The following is a 21,930-nucleotide window of genomic DNA, read 5'->3' as shown; positions in this document are numbered from 1 at the left end:
CGGGCCCTCCTCTTCAGGGATGGTTCGGTGGCATGAACGGTACTCGGGACGGAAAATAGGACTCTTTGTCGGCGGCCATGACATGGCATCAGAATTCTTTGTCGAGAATGTTGAAAAGTTCTTCGGCGCTGGCCGATGCGAGCGTCGGCTCCGCCGGGTCCTCCGTCCGGCCGTGCGCCTCGGCCCACTTCGCCGTGAGCGCCTTGAGCCGGGCGGTGATCCGCGCGTGCCCGTCGGGATCCGGTACGAGCCGGTCCAGCGCCTGTTCCAGCTCGGCCAGCTCGGCCTCCAGCGGTTCGGCGGCCGTGTCGTCGTCGCCGAGCAGTTCGGCCTTGATGAAGGCGGCAACGGCTTCCGGTGTCGGGTAGTCGAAGACGAGCGTGGCGGGCAGGCGTACGTCCGCCGCCGCGCTCAGCCGGTTGCGCAGCTCGACCGCGGTCAGCGAGTCGAACCCCAGCTCCTTGAACCCCCGCACCGGATCGACCGGGTCCTCGGTGTCGTGGCCGAGCACGGCGGCGACATGGGTACGTACCAGGCTCAGCAGCATGCGGTCACGCGCCGCCCTGGACAGCGGGGTCAGCCGGTCCGTCAACGAGACGGGCGCGGCGGCGGGGGCCGTGACCGAGGCCGTGGCGGGCGCCCGCCCGACAGGGGCGGTGACCAGGCCCCGGAGCATCGGCGGCGGCCCTTCCTCCCGCGACCGGACGGCCGCGAGATCCAGCCGGATCGGCACCAGCGCGGCCTCGTCGAGCGCGAGCGACTCGTCGAACAGCGCCAGCCCCGCCTCGGCCGACAGCGGCAGCAGGCCGGAGTGACGCAGCCGGCGCAGATCGGCCTCGCCGAGCTGGGCGGTCATGCCGCCCACCTCCGGCGCCCACATGCCCCAGGCCAGCGAGAGCCCCGGCAGACCGGCCGCCCTGCGGTGCGCGGCCAGCGCGTCGAGGAAGGCGTTGGCCGCCGCGTAGTTGCCCTGCCCGGCGGCGTCGAGCGTGCCGGCCGAGGAGGAGAAGAGCACGAACGCCGACAGGTCCAGATTTTTCGTGAGTTGGTGAAGATGCCAGGCTGCGCGGGCTTTGGGGTGCCAGACCGTGTCCACCTGCGCGGGCGTGAGCGAGCCGATGACGCCGTCGGCCACGACGCCCGCCGTGTGCACGACCGCGGTTATGGGACGGCCCGCGAGCAGCCCCGCGAGCGCGTCGCGGTCGGCGACGTCGCACGCCGCGACCTCGACGCGGGCCCCCTGCTCGGTGAGCTCCGCGCGCAGCCGCTCGGCGCCCGGGGCGTCGAGCCCCCTGCGGCCGACCAGCAGCAGGTCGCGTACGCCGTGCGCGGCCACCAGATGCCGGGCCACCAGCGCGCCGAGCCCGCCCGTGCCGCCGGTGACGAGCACGGTGCCGACTCCGCCGATCGGCGCGGGCACGGTCAGCACGATCTTGCCGGTGTGCCGGGCCTGCGCCATGTACCGGAACGCCTCGGGCGCGCGTCGCACGTCCCAGACACGGGTCGGGAGGGGTGCGAAGGTGCCTTCCTCGAACAGCTTCACCAGCTCGGTCAGGATCTCCTGGGTCCGATCCGGCCCGGCGTCGGAGAGGTCGAAGGGCGCGTAACGGACGCCGGAGGCGATCGTCTCCACGTCCCGGATGTCGGTCTTGCCCATCTCCACGAACCGGCCACCGGGAGCCAGCATGCCCAGGGAGGCATCGGTGAACTCACCCGCGAGCGAGTTGAGCACCACGTCGACCTGGCCGAACTTCGCCGCGAACTCCAGCGTCCGCGACGAGGCCACATGCTCCTCATCCAGCGGCAGCGACGCCCACTTGCCGGGGCTCGCCGTACCGAACACCTCCGCGCCCAGCCACCGCGCGAGCTGCACCGCCGCCATGCCGACCCCACCGGCGGCCGCGTGCACCAGCACCCGGTCTCCCGCCCGCAGATCGGCCAGATCGACCAGCCCGTAGTAAGCGGTCGCGAACACGGCCGGCACGGCGGCCGCGTCCACGAAGGACCAGCCGTCCGGCATGTGCACCATCATCCGGTGATCGGTCACCGTATAGGGCCCGAAACCACCCTCGAACAGCCCGAACACCCTGTCTCCTGGAGCGAACCGGGTGACGCCGGAGCCGACCTCGACGACCACGCCGGCGCCCTCGCCGCCGATGGACGCCTCGCCCGGGTACATGCCGAGGGCCATCAGGACGTCGCGGAAGTTCAGTCCGCAGGCCCGCATGGACACGCGTACCTCGAACTCCTCCAACGGCCGCCGGGCCGCGTCGCAGGCGGTCGCCGCCAGGGCGTCGATCGTCCCCGGCTCGGTGATCTCCAGATGCCAGGACTCCGCACCGGCCGGCGGCTTCAGCAGGCCGTCCTCGCCGGTCCTGGCCAGCCGTGGCGCGAGCGCGTCGCCGTCGCGAAGGGCCAGCTCAGGCTCCTGACCTGTCAGTACGGTGGGCAGCGCCCGGAAGGAGGCATCCGTGCCGTCCACGTCTACGAGGAGGAACCGGCCGGGGTTCTCGGCCTGCGCGGCACGTACCAGACCCCAGATGGGGGCGTGGGCCAGATCGGGGGTGTCGTCGTCGGCACCGGTGCGCACCGAGTCACCGGTCACCAGCACCAGCTTGGCGCCGCCGAAGCGCTCATCGGCCAGCCAGCCCTGCAGCAGGCCGAGCGTGCGGCCGGTCAGCTCGCGCGCGTCCGCCGAGGGATCCGCCGACACGGGCTCGCGTCCTGCGGAGACCAGCCCCGCAGGCTCGTACCCGGCGCGGACCAGCACCGCCGTCGGCGGCGGGGTCAGTGCGGCCAGTGCGTCCAGGTCCGGGACGGCGCGCGCGGAGAGTCCCGCGGCGCGCAGGCCCGTGAGCAGTTCGCCGTCGTCGGCGCCGAGCACCGCCCAGTCCTCGTGCGGGCCGCCGACGGCCACCCGCGTCCACTTCACCTGGTACGGCGAGGCGCCCGCCCCGCTCCGGCCGGCGCCGAGCCCGTCGCCGGAGACGGGCCGCATGGCCAGCGAGCCCACGCTGGCCAGCGGCGCGCCCGTCGCGTCCGCCACGGTCAGCAGCGGCGCGCCCGAGCCGTCGGCGGACACCTGGACGCGGGCGGCGGTGGCGCCGGTCGCGTACAGGCTGACGTCGGTCCAGCTGAAGGGCAGCTCAACCCGAGGATCCCCAGGCGCCATCGCCCTGCCGTCCCGGGGATCCTCGGTCGCCAGCCCGATGGCGTGCAGCACGGCGTCGAACAGCGCGGGATGCAGGCCGAAGCTGCCCGCGTCCGCCACCACGCCGTCGGGCAGCTCAATGTCGGCGAACACCGTGCCGTCGCGCCGCCAGGCCGCGCGCAGCCCGCGGAAGGCGGGCCCGTATTCGGTGCCTTCGACGGCCAGCCGCGCGTAGAGGTCGCCGACGTCGATGGGCGTGGCGCCGGGCGGCGGCCATTCGGCCAGGTCGAAGGCGGCTCGTTGGTCCGCGACGGCGAGCGTCCCGGTCGCGTGCCGGGTCCAGGGCCGTTCGCCCGTGGTGGCCCGCGAGTAGACGGTCACCGTACGGCGGCCCGAGTCGTCCGCCCCGGAGACGATCACCTCGATCGTGACGGCGTCCCGCTCCCCCAGTACGAGGGGAGCCTCCAGGGTCAGCTCTTCGACGAGGTCGCACCCGGCCTGGTGACCGGCCGCGACGGCGAGCTCGACGAAGGCCGTGCCCGGAACCAGCACGGTGCCGAGGATCCGGTGATCGGCCAGCCAGGGGTGGCCGGCGAGCGAGAGCCTGCCGGTGTACAGCGACCCACCAGTGTCGGGCAGCTCGACCGCGGCGCCCAGCAGCGGGTGAGCCGCGGCCTCGAGCCCGAGCGAGGCGGGATCGCCGCCGTGGTGGGCGAGCTTCAGCCAGTAGTGCCGGCGCTGGAAGGCGTAGGTGGGCAGATCCACCCGCCCGGCTCCGGTGAAGAAGGTGTCCCAATCCACCTCCGCGCCGCGCGCGTACGCCCGGCCGACGGCCGTGATCAGTTGCCCGGCCTCGTCCCGGTCTCGCCGCAGCAGCGGCACCGCCACCGGCGCGGCTTCCCGCTCTGAGGCGCCTTCCTGTACCAGCCCCGACAGCACCGCGTCGGGACCCAGCTCCAGGAGGGTCCGTACGCCCCGCTCGCGCAGGAAGGCGACGCCGTCGGCGAACCGTACCGGCTCCCGCACGTGCCGCACCCAGTACTCGGCCGAGAACCGCGACACCGGCTCACCGGTCAGGTTCGACACCACCGGAATCTTCGCGTCCTGGTACTCCAGTCCGGCGGCCACCTCACCGAAGGCGCCGAGGATCGGCTCCATGCGGTGGGAGTGGAACGCGTCGCTGACCCGCAGCCGCCGGCATCTCAGCCCGCGCCGGCCGAACTCCGCCGCCACCCGCTCCACCGCGGGCTCGTCGCCCGAGACCACGATCGAGGCCGGTCCGTTCACCGAGGCGATCTCCACCTGGCCCGCCACGTCGGAGAGCTCGGCCAGCAGCTTGGCGACCGTTGCCTCTCCCGCCGCGACCGCGAGCATCGCCCCGCCCTGCGGGAGCCCCTGCATCAGCCGGCCCCGCGCCGCCACGAGCGCGCACGCGTCCTCCAGTGACAGCACGCCCGCGACGTGCGCCGCCGCGAGCTCGCCCACCGAATGGCCCATCAGGTAGTCCGGCGCCATCCCCCACGACTCCAGGAGCCGATAGAGGGCCACTTCCAGGGCGAACAGCCCGGTCTGGGCGTACTGCGTCTGGTCGAGGAGTTCCGGCCTGCCCCACATCACCTCGGTCAGGGGCACGTCCAGGTGGTGGTCCAAGCCCGCGGCGACCGCCTCCAGGTGCTCCTTGAACGTGGGGAACGCCCTGGTCAGCTCCAGGCCCATCCCCACCCGCTGGCTCCCCTGGCCGGTGAACATGTAGCCCAGCCCGGCGCCCTCGGTGTCCCCGGGACCGCTCACGACGTCGACCGGCTCGGCCCCTTCGGCGACCCGCGCCAGACCCGCGACCAGCTGCGCCCGATCGGCCGCCACCACGACGGCCCGATGGCTCAGCAGCGACCGCGTTCTGACCAGCGAGTACCCCACCTGCGCGGGGCCCACGTCCTCGGAGGCCGCCACGAAGTCCCGCAGCCGCTCCGCCTGCGCCCGCACCGCGTCCGCGCCACGCGCGGAGACCACCACCGGTACCGGTACATCGGCAACCGGCACCTCAGCGGGGACCGGCTCCTCGGCGGGAACGCCCTCGATCACCACGTGCGCGTTGGTCCCGCTGATGCCGAACGACGACACGCCCGCCCGGCGTGGCCGCCCGTCGCGGTCCTGCCAGGGGGTCGCCTCGGTCACCAGCGACACCGCGCCCGCCGACCAGTCCACGTGCGAGGACGGGGCGTCGACGTGCAGCGTCTTCGGCAGTACGCCGTGCCGCATCGCCAGGACCATCTTGATCACACCGGCGACGCCGGCGGCGCACTGGGTGTGCCCGATGTTGGACTTGACCGTGCCCAGCCACAGCGGCCGATCCTCCGGACGGTCTTGTCCGTACGTGGCCAGCAGCGCCTGCGCCTCGATCGGGTCCCCGAGCGTGGTGCCGGTGCCGTGGGCCTCGACCGCGTCGATGTCGGCCAGGCCGAGACCGGCGTTGGCCACCGCCTGGCGGATGACCCGTTGCTGGGACGGCCCGTTCGGCGCGGTGAGCCCATTACTGGCACCATCCTGGTTGACCGCGCTCCCTCGCACGACCGCCATCACCTGGTGGCCGTTGCGGCGCGCGTCCGACAGCCGCTCCAGCAGCAGCAGACCCACACCCTCGGCGAACGCCGTACCGTCCGCCGCCTCCGCGAACGCCTTACAGCGCCCGTCCCGCGCCAGACCCCGCTGCCGGCTGAACTCCACGAAGATCTCCGGCGTGGACAGCACGGTCACACCACCGGCGAGCGCGAGCGTGCTCTCGCCGCGGCGCAGCGACTCGCAGGCCAGATGGAGCGCGACCAGGGACGACGAGCACGCCGTGTCCAAGGTGACGGCCGGACCCTCCAGGCCGAGCGCGTAGGCGACGCGGCCGGACATCACCGAGCTGGAGTTGCCGGTGATCAGGTATCCCTCCACCTCTTCGGGCAGGGCTCCGGGCCCGGTGCCGTAGCCGGTGGCGGAGGCGCCGACGAACACGCCCGTCGAGCTGCCCCTGAGGTCGCCGGGGTCGATGCCCGCGCGTTCGAGGGTCTCCCACGCGGCTTCGAGCAGCAGCCGTTGCTGCGGGTCGGTGGCCAGCGCCTCACGTGGCGAGATGCCGAAGAATGCCGCGTCGAAGTCCCCGGCCTCGTACACGAAGCCGCCGACCCGCACATAGCTGCTGCCGGCGTTCTCGGTGTCGGGGTCGTAGAGCCGCTCCAGGTCCCAGCCGCGGTCGGCGGGGAACTCCGACATCGCGTCCCGGCCTTCGGCGAGCATGCGCCACAGCGCCTCCGGCGAGTCGACGCCGCCGGGATAGCGGCAGCCCATCCCGACGATGGCGATCGGATCGTCGTCGAGCGAGGCGGCGGGGGTGGCGACCGGCGCGACGGGGGCCGCCGCGCCGAGCAGCCTGCCCTTGATGTGCTGGGCGAGCGCGGCGGGCGTCGGATAGTCGAAGACCAGCGTCGCGGGCAGCCGCAGCCCGGTGGCGGCGTTGAGCCGGTTGCGCAGCTCGATGGCGGTCAGCGAGTCGAAGCCGAGCTCCTTGAACGCCCGGCCGGCGTCCACCGAGCCGGCGTCGGCATGGCCGAGCACGGTGGCGGCCTGCGCCCGGATCAGGGAGACCAGCACCTGGTCGCGGTCGCTCTCGGGCAGCCCGGCCAGCTGCTGCTCCAGCGCGGAGGCGACACCGCCGGGTACGGCGCCCGCCGCGACGTTGCGCTGCGCGGGCGCGTGGACCAGGCCGCGCAGCATCGGCTGGACCCCGGCGGGGTCGCGGCGCATCGCGGCGAGGTCGAGGCGGATCGGCGCCAGCAGGGCCTCGTCCACCGTCAGGGCGGCGTCGAAGAGCGCCAGCCCGTCCTCGGAGGACAGGCCACGGGCGCCCGACCGCTCCATCCGCGCTATGTCGGTGTCCTGCAGATGGGCGCTCATGTTGCTGCGCTGTTCCCAGAAGCCCCAGGCCAGCGATACGGCGGCGAGGCCGTGCGCGCGCCGGTGCGCGGCCAGCGCGTCCATGAACACGTTCGCCGCCGCGTAGTTGCCCTGCCCGGCATCGCCCAGGACACCGGCCGCGGAGGAGAACAGCACGAACGCCGAGACGTCGAGTTCCCGTGTCAGCTCGTGCAGGTTCCACGCCCCGTCGACCTTGGGCCGCAGCACCGCGTCCACGCGCTCCGGCGTCAGCGCGGCCACCACGCCGTCGTCCAGCGCCCCGGCGGTGTGCACCACCCCGCGCAGCGGAGTCTGTACCTCGGCCAGCAGCTCGGCCAAGGCCGCCCGATCCGCCACGTCGCAGGCCACGACGCGCACCCGCGCGCCCGCCCCGGACAGCTCTTCCAGCAGCTCCGGCGCTCCGGCGGCCGAGATCCCGGACCTGCTCACGAGCAGCAGATCCTGTACGCCGTGCACCGTCACCAGATGACGGGCCACCAGCGCGCCCAGGCCGCCCGTGCCACCGGTGACGAGCACCGTCCCGCCGCCGCCGAACGTGGGCGGCATCGACAGCACGATCTTGCCGGTGTGCCGGGCGAGCGACATGAACCGCAGCGCCTCGCCGGCCCGCCGCACGTCCCAGACCCGGACCGGCGGCAGCTCCAGCGCGCCCCGCTCGAACAGGGCCATCACCTCGGCCAGCAGCTCGCCCAGGCGGTCGGGACCGGCCTCCATCAGGGAGTAGGGGAGGTAACGCAGGCCGGGGTGCGCGTCGGCGACCTGGCCGGGTTCGCGCAGGTCGGTCTTGCCGATCTCCAGGAACCGGCCGCCCGAGGCCACCATGTCCAGGGAGGCGTCGGTGAACTCGCCGGCCAGCGAGTTGAGCACCACGTCGACCTGGCCGAACTTCTGCGCGAACTCCAGTGTCCGCGAGGAGGCCACATGCGCGTCGTCCAGGGTCGTCGCCGCCCACTTGCCGGGGCTCGCCGTACCGAACACCTCCGCGCCGAACGACCGGGCGAGCTGTACCGCCGCCATGCCGACCCCACCGGCGGCCGCGTGCACCAGCACCCGGTCACCCGGTTTAAGGCCGGCCAGATCAGCCAGGCCGTAGTAGGCGGTCAGGAACGCCACCGGCACCGACGCCGCCTCCGCGAACGACCAACCGGCGGGCATGGGCGCCAGCAACCGCCGATCGGTCACTCCTACCGGACCGAACGCGCCGTCCAGCAGCCCCAGCACTCGATCACCGGGCGCCAGATCGGCCACGGCCGACCCGACCTCCAGCACCACGCCCGCGACCTCGCCGCCGATGGGCTCGCCGTGTTCGGGCACCATGCCGAGGGTGACGACCAGGTCGCGGAAGTTGAGACCGGCCGCCCGCACCGACACCCGCACCTCGTCCGGCCCCAGCGGCCGAGCCGCCTCCGGGCAGGGAACCAGGGACAGGCCGTCCAGGCTGCCCTTGACCGCCGCGTCCAGGCGCCATTCCGCGACGCCCACGGGCAGGGCCAGCGTGTCCTTGGTGGCCGCGCGGGCCAGCCTGGGCACCAGCACCTCGCCGGATCGCACGGCCAGCTGCGGCTCGGCGAGCGCCGCCAGCACGGCGGGCACCGGCACCTCGGAGTCGTCAAGGTCCAGCAGTACGAACCGGCCGGGGTGCTCCGACTGCGCGGACCGCAGCAGGCCCCAGACCGGCGCGCTCGCCAGGTCACGTACCTCCGCGTCGGGCCCCGCCGCCACCGCGCCACGGGTCACCACGACGAGCCGCGCCGAGCTCAGCCGCTCATCGGCCAGCCAGGCCTGTACGAGCCCCAGCGCCCGATGCGTGGCCGACCGCGCGCCACCCACCACTTCTCCCGGTGCGGAGCCGTCCGGCCCGACACTCACGAGCGGTGCGGAGCCGTCCGGCCCGACGCTCACGAACGGTGCGGAGCCGTCCGGCGAGAAGCTCACGCTGTCCGACCGGAAGCTCACGAACACGGTGTCGGGGAGCGGATTCGACGAGGTCAGCGCCGCCAGGTCCGTGTACGCGGCGCTCGCGACGCCCGCCCGGCGCAAGCCGTACGGGTCCGGCCCGAGCACCGCGGCGCCCCCGGCCGGCGTCGGCTGAGCGGCGGGCGCCGCCGTCCACTCGACGCGGAACAGCGAATCGCCGTGGGCCACCGAGGCGGCGGAGAGCTGCTGTGCCGAGGCCGGCCGCGAGACCAGCGAGTCCACCGTGGCGACGGGCGCGCCCGAGGCGTCGGCCAGCCACAGCGACAGGGTGTCGGGGCCCGTCGGCGACAGCCGGACCCGTACGGCCGCCGCGCCCGTGGCGCGCAGGGACACGCCGGTCCAGGCGAAGGGCAGGCTCAGACGGTCGTCGGCGGGGTCCAGCAGCGACCCCGCGTGCAGCGCCGCGTCGAGCAGCGCCGGGTGCAGGCCGTACAGTTCGGCGTCGCGGGTCGCCTGCTCGGGCAGCCTGACCTCGGCGAAGACCTCGTCACCGCGCAGCCAGGCCGCCTTCAGCCCTTGGAACAGCGGGCCGTAGCCGTAGCCGGCGTCGGCGAGCCGGTCGTAGAGGCCGTCCAGCTCCGCGGGAGTCGCTCCCTCCGGCGGCCACTGGGCCAGGTCGAAGACCTCGGGGGCGACGTCGGGGGCGACGTACCCGCTCGCGTGGCGGATCCACGGCGCGTCGGCCGGGGCGTCCTCCGCCCGTGAGTGCACGGTGATGCCGCGCCGTCCCGCGTCCTCGGGCGCTCCGACGGACACCTGCAGCCACACCCCGCCGCGCTCGGGTACGACCAGCGGGGCCTCCAGCGTCAGCTCCTCCAGCAGCCCGCAGCCGACCTGGTCGCCCGCGCGGATGGCGAGTTCGACGAAGGCGGTGCCGGGCAGGAGCGGCGTGCCCGCGGCCGCGTGGTCGGCCAGCCAGGGGTGCAGCTGGACCGAGAGGCGTCCGGTCAGGAGGGCGCCACCGGATTCGGCGAGCGTCACGGCCGCGCCCAGCAGCGGATGGCCGGCGTCGGTCAGCCCCGCCGAGGCGACGTCGCCGGCCGAGGTGCGGGTCTCCAGCCAGTAGTGGCGGTGCTGGAAGGCGTACGTGGGCAGCTCGACCAGGTTCGCGCCGGGGAGGAGGGCGTCCCAGTCGACGGCCACGCCACGCACGTACGCCTCCGCGACCGAGGTCAGCGCGCGGCGCAGATCGCCTTCCCCGCGGCGCAGAGTGCCGCCGGCGAACGCGTCGGCCCCGGCCTCGTCGATCGTGTCCTGCACGCTCATCACGAGCACCGGATGGGCGCTCATTTCGAGGAACGCGTCGTGTCCCCCGGCGAGCAGCTCCTCGATCACGGCCTGGAACTCGATCGGCTGGCGGGCGTTGTGGAACCAGTAGTCGGCGGTCAGCTCGCCGGTGTCCAGGAGCCGCCCCGTGACGGTGGAGTGGAACGGCACCTCTCCCGTGGTCGGGGACACGGTTTCGAGCAGCCGGGTCAGCTCCTCGCGCAGCGGGTCGACCTGGTCGCAGTGGGAGGCGACGGTGCTGGCCAGCAGGCGGGCGCGGACGCCCGCCGCCTCGTACTCGGCGACGAGCTCGGCGAGCGCCTGCTCATCGCCCACCGCGGTGCACGACGAGGGGCCGTTCTTCGCCCCGATGGACAGCCGTCCGTCCCAGCGGGCCAGCCGTTCCTCCACCTCGCCGGCCGCCGCGGCGATGGCCGCGATGGCGCCCTTGCCCACCAGGCGCTCGGCGAACAGGCGGCTGCGCAGCACGATCACGCGTACGGCGTCGGCCAGGGACAGCCCGCCGGCCACGTACGCGGCGGCGACCTCGCCCTGGGAGTGGCCGACGACGGCGGCGGGCCGCACGCCCAGCGACTTCCACAGGGCGGCCACCGACACCATCACCGCGAACAACACCGGCTGGACGACCTCGAGCCGGTCCAGCGAGGGCGCGCCCGGCTCGCCGCGCAGCACGTCGAGCAGCCGCCAGTCGACGTGGGTCTCGATCTCCGCCGCGCACTCCGCCATGCTCCGGGCGAAGACCGGCGAGGTGTCCAGGAGGTCCACCGCCATGCCGGCCCACTGCGAGCCCTGGCCGGGGAAGATGAAGACCACGCGGCGCTCCGCGGTGGCCTCGCCCTCGGTCACCTCCGCGGCGGGCTCGCCTTCGGACAGCGCGGTCAGCCCGGCGAGCAGGCCGGTCCGGTCACCGGCGGCGACCACCGCGCGGTGCTGCCAGGTCGAGCGCGAGGTCACCAGCGAGTGGGCGACGTCGACTGGGCGAAGGTCCTCGTGTTCCGCCAGATGGGCCGCCAGCCGGGCGGCCTGCGCGCGCAGCGCCTCGGGCGCCTTGCCCGACAACACCAGGGGGACGACGGCCGGGGGCGAACCGCCGTCCCCATCCGGGGTGGCTGCTACGGGCGGCTCCTCCAGGATCAGGTGCGCGTTGGTGCCGCTCACGCCGAAGGAGGAGACGCCGGCTCGCCGCGGGGCACCGCCCGCGGGCCAGGGGCGGCTCTCGGTGAGCAGTTCGACCTCGCCGAGGGACCAGTTGACGTACGGCGACGGCTCGTCCACGTGCAGGGTGCGCGGCAGCGTCTCGTGGCGCATGGCCATGGCCATCTTGATCACACCGGCGACGCCGGCCGCCGCCTGGGTGTGCCCGATGTTCGACTTGAGGGAGCCGATGCGCAGCGGCCCGCGTTCGCCCCGGTCGCGACCGTACGTCGCCATCAAAGCGTGCGCCTCGATCGGGTCGCCCAGCTTGGTGCCGGTGCCGTGCGCCTCGACCACGTCGACGTCGGCCGGGGACAGGCCCGCGTTGCCCAGCGCCCGCCGGATCACGCGTTCCTGGGAAGGACCGTTCGGCGCGGTCAGGCCGCTGCTCGCGCCGTCCTGGTTGATCGCCGAGCCCCTGATGACCGCCAGCACGGGGTGGCCCCGGCGGCGCGCGTCCGACAGCCGCTCGATCGCGAGGATGCCGACGCCCTCGGAGAAGCCGGTGCCGTCGGCGGAGGCGGCGAACGCCTTGCACCGGCCGTCCGCGGCGAGCACCCGCTGCCGGCTGAACGCGGTGTAGGTGCCGGGGGTGGACATCACGGTCACGCCACCGGCCAGCGCGAGGTCGGTCTCGCCGTTGCGCAGCGCCTGGCAGGCCAGGTGCAGGGCGACCAGGGAGGCGGAGCAGGCGGTGTCGACGGTGAGCGTGGGCCCTTCGAGACCGAGGGCGTAGGCGATCCGGCCGGACACCACGCTCGGGGCGTTGCCCGTCACGAGATAGCCCTCGACCTCTTCCGGCGCCTTGTCCAGCCGGGGACCGTAGTCCTGCGGCTCGGCGCCGATGAACACGCCGGCCTGGCTGCCGCGCAGCGAGCGCGGGTCGATGCCCGCCCGCTCGAACGCCTCCCAGGAGGCTTCGAGCACCAGCCGCTGCTGGGGGTCCATGGCGACGGCCTCACGCGGGTTGATGCCGAAGAAGTCGGCGTCGAACTCACCGGCGTCGTGCAGGAAGTGACCCGACCGGACATAGGTGGCGTTGGGCGCGTCCGGGTCGTCGTCGAACAGCCGGTCGAGGTCCCAGCCCCGGTCGACGGGGAACCCGGTCAGGGTCTCCCCGCTCTCGGCGACCAGCCGCCACAACTCTTCGGGCGTGGTGATCCCGCCCGGATAGCGGCAGCCGACGCCGATGATGGCGAGCGGCTCGTCCGCCCGTGCCCCGGCGGTGACCGGATCGGCTTCCCCTGTCTCTGTATCGTCAGCCTCCGTGTCGGCCAGCCCGAGCACCTCGGTGAACAGGTACTCGACGACCGCCTCGGGGGTGGGGTGGTCGAAGGCGATCGTGACCGGCAGCTCGGCGCCGACCGCCTGGGCCAGGCGATCGTGCAGCTCGACGGCGGCCAGCGAGTCGAGTCCCAGTTCCCTGAAGCCGCGCTGGGGATCCACCGCGTCGGGGGCGTCTGGGAGCACGGTCCGCAGGACCTCGACGGTCAGGTCGTGCACCAGGTCGGCGAGGAAGCGACGCTGCTCGCTCAAGACACACACTCCGCTCACTCGTGTCATATGGACTTGCGGTTGACATCAATCCGGGGGGTGTCACTCGTACTCGCGGCTGAAGTCGATCCGGGGGGTGTCACTCGTACTTGCGGTTGAATTCGATCCGGGAGACGGACACCACCTGGTGGCCGTGCGCGACGACCTCGATGGGCGCGGGGTGGCCCAGGAACATCACGAGGCTCGCGGTCATGCCGTAGGCGCCCGCGTTGGGGATGGTCACGACGTCGCCGGGTGCCAGCGGGGGCAGCGAGACGTTCCTGGCGAGGATGTCGCCGGGGGTGCAGAGCGGGCCGACCAGGGTCGCGGGCGACCGTTCGCCGTCGTGCGTGGCGCCGTTGAGCTCCACCGAGACCGGCAGGAGCCTGCCCAGGCCGGACATGCCGCCGAGAGTGTTGATGCCGGCGTCCAGAATGACGAATCTGCGGCCGCGGCTCTCCTTGACGTTGACCACGGTGCAGACCAGCGTTCCGCAGTCGCCGGCCAGGTAACGGCCGGACTCGCAGGCGATCTGGGGCGTGCCCGCCCGCCAGCCGGCGAACTTCGCGTCGAGGACGGTCTCCAGCCCGGCGCGCAGGCCGCCGTACACGGGCCGCTCTCCACCGGTGAGGTACGGCGCGGCGAATCCGCCACCGATGTCCAGCAGACGGATCGGCAGGCCCGTCTCCCGCTCCAGGCGCGCGGCCACCGAGATGGTGTGGTCGAACTCGGCGACCAGGCTCTCCTCGTCCTTGGAGTTGCTCAGGGAGAAAAGGTGCGCCCCCGCCAGCCGCGTGCCGGGCACCGCCCGGAGCTCCGGCATCAGCGCGGGGATCGTCTCCTCGTCGAAGCCGAACTGGGAGGGCGCACCGGTCATCCGGATGCTGGTGGCGGCGCCGGGCTCGGCGCTGTTGACGCGCAGCAGGCAGTCCACGAGCACGCCGCGCCGGGACGCGACCTGCCCGACATGCCACAGATCGGTGGGCGACTCGACGGAGAACAGGCGGACGCCGCCGTCGACGGCGACCTCCAGCTCCTCGGTGGTCTTGCCCGGTCCGGTGAGGAGCACCTCGGAGCCGTCGAAGCCCGCGGCGAACGCCGCGTTCAGCTCGCCGGTCGAGCTGATCTCGGCGAGCGCGCCGCCGTCGCGCAGCGCTCGCGCGATCTCCGGGTGCGGGTTGGCCTTGAAGGAGTAGAACAGCGAGAACCCGCCGGGCAGGGCCTGACGCAGGTCCTTCTGCGCGGTGGCGACGCGGTCCAGGTCGTAGACGTACAGCGGGGAGCCGTAGCGAGCGGCGAGCTCGGCGTACCAGTTCACGCGTGACCTCCGTCGAGCAGCAGGGCCAGCTGTTTGCGCTCGTTCTTGCCGTTGAGCGTCAGCGGGAAGCGGGGCAGGACATGACAGGCGGCCGGCACCTTCGCGGGTTCGAGCCGCTGTTTCAGCGCGTTGAGCACGCTGCTGGGCGTCAGATCGGCCTCGACGAAGACCACGAGGTCACGGCCGTCGGCCGGGGGCAGCACCACGGCCGCGCGCACGCCGGGGACGTCCATGGCGGCCGCCTCGATCTCGGTCGTGCTCATCCGGGTGCCCCGGCGTTTGAACATGTCGTCTCTGCGGCCTTCGAAGTACAGGTAGCCGTCCTGGTCGAGCCGGCCGTAATCACCGGTGTGCAGGCGGACCTCGCCGGTGACCGGGTCACGGCGGTAGGCGCGGGCGGTGAGCTCGGGGTCGCGCCAGTAGCCGGCCATCACGTTGGGACCGGCGACCACGATCTCCCCGGTCTCCCCGGCCGGCAGCGAGCGGCCCGCGCTGTCGAGGATGTCCACCCGGGTGCCGGGCAGCGGACGGCCGACCGCGCCGGGCCGGTCGTGATCGAGCTCCGGCTCCATGATCGTGACGCGCTTGCACTCGGTGATGCCGTACATGCGCACCACCCGAGCGCCGGGAGCGCAGGCCCGTAGGCTGCGGATGGTCGCCTCCGGCAGCGCGGCCCCGGTGTTGGTGAACATCCGCACCTTCGACACCGAGCCGGTCGCCCGCCGGGCCAGGGTCGCGATCATGCCGCCCAGCGACGGGACGACGGGTACGACGGTCGCGCCGGCGTCGCTGATCTGGCCGAGCAGCATCAGGTCGGATCCGTCCTCGGCCAGGACCAGCTCGGCACCGCCGAGGGCGGCGAGGAAGATCTGGTAGAGGCCGTAGTCGAAGGACATGGGCAGCCGGCAGAAGACCACGTCGTCCGGCCCGTAGCCGAGCACCGCGTTGATCGCCGAGGCGGCGAAGGTGACCTGCGCGTGCGGGCAGATCACCCCCTTGGGCGCGGCGGTGCTGCCCGAGGTGTAGATCAGAATGGCGACGTCCGAGGGCAGGACCTTGACCGGCTCACGCGCGGCCGGCTCACGCCCGGCCGGCTTGTACGCGGCCGGCTCATGCGCGGCCGGCTGCCCCGCCAGCTCCTCGACCTCGGGCCAGAAGTCGTCGATGTCGCGCACCGGCATGGTGGCGACCTCGCGCATGGCCTCGCCGCCGCCGATGACCAGCGTGGGCTCCGCGTCCTGAAGGACGGAGCGGAGGTGGAAGGCCTTCATCTCGGGGTGCAGCGGCACGAAGACCGCGCCGAGCCGCGAGAGACCGTAGACGATGGGCACCGTCTCCCGCCGGTTGGCCAGCTGGACGATGACCCGGTCCCCCGGGCCCACGCCACTGGCCGCAAGCCGGCGGGCGACGGCGTGGCTGAGCTCGCCGACCCGCTGGTAGCTCCACGCGCCGCGCGCGTCGCGGACCGCGTCGCCCTCGGGTCTCGCGTCCATGGCCTCATCGAGCAGATCGTGGATGAGGCCCGATCGAAGAAACCGCGTCCCGTCCAATATCGTCCTCCCGCCCAGGTGGGAAAAGGAATTTCCAGGAATGTCGATCAATGAAAAAGCAAATCACTGAAAAGTTATCCCGAACCCTGATTTCCAATAGACCCCTACCGCCCCCCTAAAGCGCCCCTCCCCTCTTCCGCGACCCGCTCACGTTTACCCACCAGGCCCGCCGCCAGCTCCCGCAGACCCGCCCTGTCGACTTTTCTGTTGGGATTCAGCGGCAGCTCGTCGAGATACCGATAGTGCCGCGGAATGAGACCGGCCGGCAGCGTCTCGACGAGCCGGGTGGTGAAATCGGTAGGGGGTAGCCGAACGCCGGTGTAGAACACGACGGGCACGGCGGTGCCGTCCTTCTCGGCACTCACGGTGACCGCGTCGGCCACTCCGGCGACGCCGCGCACGGCGTGATCGATCTCGGCCAGCTCGACCCGCCAGCCGTGCACCTGGATCTGGGCGTCGGCTCTGCCGAGGTAGACAAGTTCGCCGTTGTCGGCGACCCGGACGCGGTCGCCGGTGTTGTACCAGGTGCGGCCGTCCCGCTCGACGAATCGGCCCTTGTCATCGGCCGGGTCGAGGTATCCCGGGGTCAGCTGCGGCCCGGTGATCCACAGCTCCCCCTCGTCGCGGACGGTCCGGCCGTCCTCGCCCACCAGGAGGTGGCCGTGGCCGGGATGCACGGTGCCGATCGGGGACAGGCCGTTGACGCAGCGGCCGGGCGAGGTCGCCTCCGACCAGCGGTGGCCGGTGATCGTGATCGTCAGCTCGGTCGGGCCGTAGAGGTTCTCCACGATGGAGGCGCTCGCGGCCCGCTGCCAGTCGGTGGCGTCCGCGCACTTCAGCGCCTCTCCGGCGAAGAAGCTCCAGCGCAGGGTCGGCATCGCGCCCGCGCCGAGCCCGCCCGTCCTGCGCACCAGGGAGATCGCGCTGGGGGTGGAGAACCACACGGTGATCCCCTGCTCGGCCAGGTATCGGGGCAGGTCGCCGTACGCGTGCGGCGGCACGGCCACCGCGGTCCCGCCGGCGGCCCAGGCGCAGAACAGGTCGAACATGGCGCAGTCGAAGGTCAGGTCGAAGGTCTGCGAGAACACGTCGTCAGGGGTGAAGTCGTAGCGTCCGGCCAGCAGTTCGAAGTAGTGCGCGGTGTTCCCGTGGGTGATGGGCACCCCCTTGGGACGGCCCGTCGACCCCGAAGTGAACAGCACGTACGCGGTGTCGGCGGGGTCGACCGGCCGCGGCGCGGCCAGCGCCCGCCCGCCGCCGAGCGCGTCGGGGGTGAGGACGAGCACGTCCACCCCCTGGGCGCGGAGCTCGGCCGCCCGCTTCTGGCCGCGATCATCGACGATCAGCGCCGACACCCCGGCGGCCTCGATCATCTGGCGGGTCCGGGCGGCCGGGAAGTCGGGCTGGAGCGGCACCACCGCCGCGCCCGCGTACAGGCCGGCGAGCAGGCCCGCGTAGGCCGTGCCCCCTTTGTCGGCCAGAACCCCTACGGCGCCGAGCGGGCGGGGCGCGGCCCGCAGCAGCGCGCCGGCCCAGCGCAGCGCCGACCGATGGAGCTCGGCGTAACTCGCCGTGTCCGGCCCGGCCCGGAAGGCCGGCCGCTCGGGCGCCATACCGAGGCCGCGCAGGAAATGCGCGTAGAGGGGTCGCGAATAATCTGCGCTCATCTGAACCACCCATTATGGACATTCGCCTTGCCGCCGGATAACGTCGGCGCCGTGAGCCCTTTCGCGATAACCGAAGATTCGCGACAAGGAGATTCGCGACCAGGAGAAAGGAAATCAGCTGTCATGTGGGATGCCCGATTCGAAGAACTCCTGCGGCCACTTCTGCCGTTTCTGCCGCCTGATGACAAGCTCGCCGAAAATGCCGATCTTCCCGGTCTCGGCCTCGATTCGCTCGGCATCGTCGAGTTGCTGGCCGCGCTCGAGGAGACGTACGGCGTGCGATTCAGGGACGAGGCACTGACGAAGGAGACGTTCGCGACTCCGGGCACACTCTGGAAAGTCCTGTCGGGGATTCCCGCGACCTGACCGACCGCCGCCCGGCCGACCGCCGCCCGACCGGCCGTCCGCCTGATCGACCGGCGCCTGACGAGGTCCACGGGGCCTCGTCAGGCCGATGGGACCGATGGCCGCGGCAGCACCGCCATCCTCGGGTTGACCGGGACCACGGTGAAGCTCCGCGTGGTGACCGGCACCCGGCCGAACATGGCGTCCTGGCCGCTGACGACGACCTTCGTGACGTTGAGCCGCCGCAGCGTGGCCACCACCTCGGGCCAGCGCAGCGGCCGGACGAAGCCGTCGAGCACCATGGCCCGCACGCCCGCCGCGCCAGTCAGCAGCGTCCCGTCGTGATCGTCGACGACCGGCAGCCGCGGGTCGGTGAAGCGCAGAGCGCCGAACACCTCCTCCTCGGCCCTCTTGCGCAGCGGCTCCAGCACGGCCGCGTGCATGGGCGGCCGCATCCTGTACAGCGGCAGCCCGCCGAGCGCCCGGATCCTGCCTTCCAGCCACGCCGCCCGCCGCTCCCGCAGCGAGACCATATAGAAGTCGTGGTCGATGTAGCAGGAGACGTCGTGCCATTCCCCCTGCTCGCGCAGTTCGGCCAGCAGCTCGCTCAGCTTGTCCTCGGGAACGCGGACGAAGGAGCAGGTGACGAGGTCACGGTGCTCGTGCGCGAAGTAGTCCGCCGTACAGCGGGCCAGCTCGGCGGTCATGCGCACGGCGTCGGGGAAGGACAGCGCGCCCGAGTAGGCGGCGGCCGCCTTGCCGCCGAAGCTCGGGCCCGCGCACACGTGCGGGGCGATGTCCAGCGTCCGCTCGGCCCATTCGGCCAGGGCCAGGCTGTTCACCAGGAACGCCACCTGGGCCGCCTCCGAGTAATCGTCCTCCGAGTCGCGGAAGCGGTCGGCCAGCGAGTAGCCCAGCACCTCGTCGGCGCGCGCGACCAGCCGCCGTGCGACGGGGTCGCCGAGCATGAACGCGTCGACGTCGGTGAACCGGGTGGGTCCCATCCCGGGGAAGACGATCGCGGTCCGCATGTCCACTTCACTCACCCAGGCCCTTCAGAAAGTCGATCAGCACCTGGGTGAACCGTTCGGGCTCCTCCAGGTGCGGCGTGTGGCTGGACTCCTCGAAGACCTCCCACCGCACGTCGGGGATGAGGTCGAAGTACGGTCGCACGGTGGCGGGCGTGGCCTCGTCGTGCCGCCCGGAGATGAGCAGCGTGGGCACCTCGATGTCCGCGACACGGTCCTCCACGCCCCAGTCACGCAGCGAGCCGATCACGTGGAACTCGCTGGGGCCGTTCATGGCGTAGTAGACCGTCGGGTCGTTGTAGATCTCCATGAACGTGGCGACGAACTCGCGCGGCCAGGGGTCCAGGGTGCAGACGTGCCGGTTGTAGAAGACCATCATCGCGTCGAAGTACTCCTGGGAGTCGGTCGTGCCCGCGGCCTCGTGTCGGCGCAGCGTCTCGTCGACGCCGTCGGGCAGCCGGTCGCGCAGCACCCGCATCTCACTCAGCCAGAGCCGGTAGGAGGCGGGGGCGTCGGCGATCACCAGGCCGCGCAGGCCCTCCGGTCTGGCCGAGGCGTGCAGGGCGGCCAGCATGCCGCCCCACGACTGTCCGACCAGCACGTAGTCGTCGCGCACGTCGAGCCGGCGCAGCAGGTTGTCCAGCTCGTCGAGGAACAGCTGCGGCGTCCAGAACTCCGCCCCCTTGTCGGGCAGATGGGTGGAGCCACCGTTGCCGAGCTGGTCGTAGTGCACGACGGGCCAGCCGTGCTGGGCGAGGACGGCCAGGCCGACCAGGTAGTCGTGCGTGCTGCCGGGGCCGCCGTGCAGGACGACGACGGCCGGACGGCCCGCGCCGCCCGGCTCGCCGGTGATCCGGTACCAGGTCCGGTGCTCCCCGAACGGCACCGTGCCCTTCGTGTGGACGGCGGCCGGCGCGGTCACCAGCCCCGCCTGACGGTGTCCGCGATGTGCGCGCGCTGCTCCTCGGTGACCCACCAGCCGACGGGCACGCACACCACGCGCGGGGCCACGTGGTCGAGGCCAGGCAGCAGCGACGCGTACGGGCGCATGACCGTGTGCAGGTCGTTGCGCTCGTGCACGTTGCTGACCATGATCCCGGCCTCGTCCATGCGCTTCATGAAGCCCTCGCGGTCCTCCACCTTCATCGGATAGATCCAGAAGGAGGACTGGCGGTCGGCGGCCCGTTCGGTCAGCTCGACGCCGGGGACGCCGGCCAGTTCCCTGTCGTAGAAGGCGGCGTTGTCCCGGTGCCGGGCCACCACCTCCTCCGCCCACGCCAGATTGGCCAGGCCGATGGAGGCGTTGATGTCGTTCATGTGGAACTTGAAGCCCCACTCCGTGACGTCCGGCGGGTTGCGCAGCCGGTCGGCCGTACGGTCGATGCCGAACCAGCGCAGCCGCTCGGCGCGCCGGCGCAGCTCCTCGTTCGGCAGGACGAGAGCGCCCCCGTCGCCGCAGGTCAGGTGCTTGATGGCCTGGAAGCTGAACACGCACAGGTTGCCATGGCTGCCGATGGGCGCGCCGCGGTAGGTCGCGCCCCACGCGTGCGCGCAGTCCTCGATCACCGGCGGGCGGAACCCGAATCTGGCCTCCGCCTCGTCGAGGATCGCGCGGAGCCGGTCGAGGTCGAGGGGGTAGCCGCCGAAGTGCACGATCATGATCGCCCGCGTCTTCGGCGAGATCTTGCGGGCCAGGTCGTCCAGATCGACGTTGAGGGTGGCCGGGTCGACGTCCACCCACTTGACGCGCAGCCGGTTGGCCATGATCGCCCAGTTGGTGGCCTCCATGGTCAACGGCGTGGACAGCACCTCGCCGCCGTCGTCGGCATCCTCGCGGGCGACCATGTGCAGGGCGAGGTGCAGGCCCGCCGTGGCGCTGTTGACCGTGACCACCTCGTCCCGGCCGATCCGCCCGGCGAGCGCCCGCTCGAACTCCTGGACCTTGGCGCCCTGGCCGATCATGCCGCTGCCGATGACCTGGGCGGCCATGGCCGGCGCTTCGGGAGACATCGCCACCCGGAACAGTGGGATCATGCCGTCACCTCGTGAGGGTGAGATCGTCGAGTTCGGCGTACAACGCCCGGCACTCGGCCATGGTGGGCAGCAGCCCGCGCTTCGCGGCCTCGCGCAGCGAAGGCGCCGCCGCGTCCTTGTCGGAGCGCACGGGCTCGGGCTCGGTGGGCCAGGGCAGGCCGAGTTCCGGGTCGAGCGAGTTGATGATGACCTCAGAGCCCGGCGACCAGGTGCTCGAGCACATGTACACGACGGTCGCCTCGTCGGTCAGCGGCGCGAACCCGTGCGCCAGCCCTTCCGCCAGGTACAGGGCGTGCCGGTTCGCGGCGGTCAGCTCGACCGCGACGTGCTCGCCGTACGTGGGCGAGCCCACGCGGATGTCGAGCACGATGTCGACGATGCCCCCCTGCGCACAGCTGACATAACGGGCCTGACCCGGCAGCGCGATGGCATGCATGCCGCGGATGGTCCCGCGCCGGGACAGCGAGCAGTTGAGCTGCGCGACCGTCAACCGATGGCCCACCGCCCGCTCGAACGCCGGCTGACTGAACACTTCGAGGAAAACTCCCCGGTGGTCGGAGTGGACGTCCGGAGTGATCAGGAAAGCTTTCTCCACGCCAAGCTCGGCTATCTCCATGCGCATGCCTTTCAGCCATAGGAAATCCGGCCGTACGTCGAAATGACGGCACCATGATTGGCTGTCAGAGACGCGCGGAACAACCCCTACCGGCCCCCCTAGCGACAACTATGGCGCAATATGGGATAAAGTCATTATTTTTCGGAACGTTCCCACTCCGCAGGGCCTGCGTCGTCGGCCGGACGACCCGGATGCGGATCGGCATCGGGCCTGACGTGCGGACATGATCGCAGCAGTGGTGGCTTCGCCCACGAAACATCGCCGCGGATCAGC

At 72.4% G+C, this 21,930-nt stretch carries 9 protein-coding genes; 1 reads left to right on the top strand and 8 read right to left on the bottom strand.

Annotated features, from left to right (window positions below):
• Positions 1-88: 88 nt before the first annotated feature.
• The 4 genes from ACGFJ2_RS04115 to ACGFJ2_RS04100 all read right to left on the bottom strand — a co-directional run bounded on the left by ACGFJ2_RS04115 (position 89) and on the right by ACGFJ2_RS04100 (position 17,634).
• Positions 89-13,102, bottom strand: coding sequence for an SDR family NAD(P)-dependent oxidoreductase (locus ACGFJ2_RS04115; RefSeq protein ID WP_393464423.1), 13,014 nt, complete (start codon positions 13,100-13,102; stop codon positions 89-91).
• Between the two features lie 97 nt (positions 13,103-13,199).
• Entirely contained in the window at positions 13,200-14,417 is a 1,218-nt protein-coding gene (locus ACGFJ2_RS04110; RefSeq protein ID WP_357951456.1) for a type III PLP-dependent enzyme, read from the bottom strand.
• Positions 14,414-15,910, bottom strand: a complete 1,497-nt coding sequence (locus tag ACGFJ2_RS04105; RefSeq protein ID WP_393464420.1) for an AMP-binding protein — start codon at positions 15,908-15,910, stop codon at positions 14,414-14,416. The genes ACGFJ2_RS04110 and ACGFJ2_RS04105 overlap by 4 nt, the downstream gene beginning before the upstream one ends.
• A gap of 161 nt (positions 15,911-16,071) precedes the next feature.
• Positions 16,072-17,634 carry an AMP-binding protein gene (locus ACGFJ2_RS04100; RefSeq protein WP_393464417.1) on the bottom strand — a complete coding sequence of 521 codons (1,563 nt, stop codon included), beginning with the start codon at positions 17,632-17,634 and terminating at the stop codon, positions 16,072-16,074.
• 123 nt (positions 17,635-17,757) lie between these two features.
• On the opposite strand from ACGFJ2_RS04100, the gene ACGFJ2_RS04095 reads away from it, so the two are divergent.
• The gene (locus ACGFJ2_RS04095) at positions 17,758-18,000 is read left to right on the top strand and encodes a phosphopantetheine-binding protein (RefSeq protein ID WP_357951452.1); all 243 of its coding nucleotides are present in this window, start codon (positions 17,758-17,760) and stop codon (positions 17,998-18,000) included.
• An 80-nt stretch (positions 18,001-18,080) separates the two neighbouring features.
• Here the strand turns inward: ACGFJ2_RS04095 and ACGFJ2_RS04090 are convergent, their stop codons facing one another.
• From ACGFJ2_RS04090 to ACGFJ2_RS04075, 4 genes are read right to left on the bottom strand one after another with little or no spacing between them, the layout of a single operon-like run.
• A complete protein-coding gene (locus tag ACGFJ2_RS04090) occupies positions 18,081-19,025 on the bottom strand; it encodes an ACP S-malonyltransferase (protein ID WP_358182806.1) in 945 nt (314 codons plus the stop codon).
• Positions 19,018-19,929: a proline iminopeptidase-family hydrolase gene (locus tag ACGFJ2_RS04085; RefSeq protein ID WP_358182810.1), complete on the bottom strand. Its 912-nt coding sequence runs from the start codon at positions 19,927-19,929 to the stop codon at positions 19,018-19,020. The genes ACGFJ2_RS04090 and ACGFJ2_RS04085 overlap by 8 nt, the downstream gene beginning before the upstream one ends.
• Entirely contained in the window at positions 19,926-21,041 is a 1,116-nt protein-coding gene (locus tag ACGFJ2_RS04080) for a DegT/DnrJ/EryC1/StrS family aminotransferase (protein ID WP_393464413.1), read from the bottom strand. Before ACGFJ2_RS04080 ends, ACGFJ2_RS04085 begins: the two co-directional genes overlap by 4 nt.
• Before the next feature lie 4 nt (positions 21,042-21,045).
• Positions 21,046-21,663: a dTDP-4-dehydrorhamnose 3,5-epimerase gene (locus ACGFJ2_RS04075; RefSeq protein WP_358182816.1), complete on the bottom strand. Its 618-nt coding sequence runs from the start codon at positions 21,661-21,663 to the stop codon at positions 21,046-21,048.
• Between the last annotated feature and the right edge of the window lie 267 nt (positions 21,664-21,930).

The sequence above is a fragment of the Nonomuraea sp. NPDC049028 genome (assembly GCF_043197735.1).
Lineage (GTDB): Bacteria > Actinomycetota > Actinomycetes > Streptosporangiales > Streptosporangiaceae > Nonomuraea.
Note: the sequence above shows the minus strand (reverse complement) of the source record. Positions and strands in the feature narration are given on the sequence as shown.

Excerpts from the sequence above, each read along its gene's own strand:
- ACGFJ2_RS04105 (WP_393464420.1), bottom strand. The coding sequence starts at position 15,910 with ATGGACGCGAGACCCGAGGGCGACGCGGTCCGCGACGCGCGCGGCGCG.
- ACGFJ2_RS04100 (WP_393464417.1), bottom strand. The coding sequence starts at position 17,634 with ATGAGCGCAGATTATTCGCGACCCCTCTACGCGCATTTCCTGCGCGGC.
- ACGFJ2_RS04095 (WP_357951452.1), top strand. The coding sequence starts at position 17,758 with ATGTGGGATGCCCGATTCGAAGAACTCCTGCGGCCACTTCTGCCGTTT.
- ACGFJ2_RS04080 (WP_393464413.1), bottom strand. The coding sequence starts at position 21,041 with ATGATCCCACTGTTCCGGGTGGCGATGTCTCCCGAAGCGCCGGCCATG.
- ACGFJ2_RS04075 (WP_358182816.1), bottom strand. The coding sequence starts at position 21,663 with ATGCGCATGGAGATAGCCGAGCTTGGCGTGGAGAAAGCTTTCCTGATC.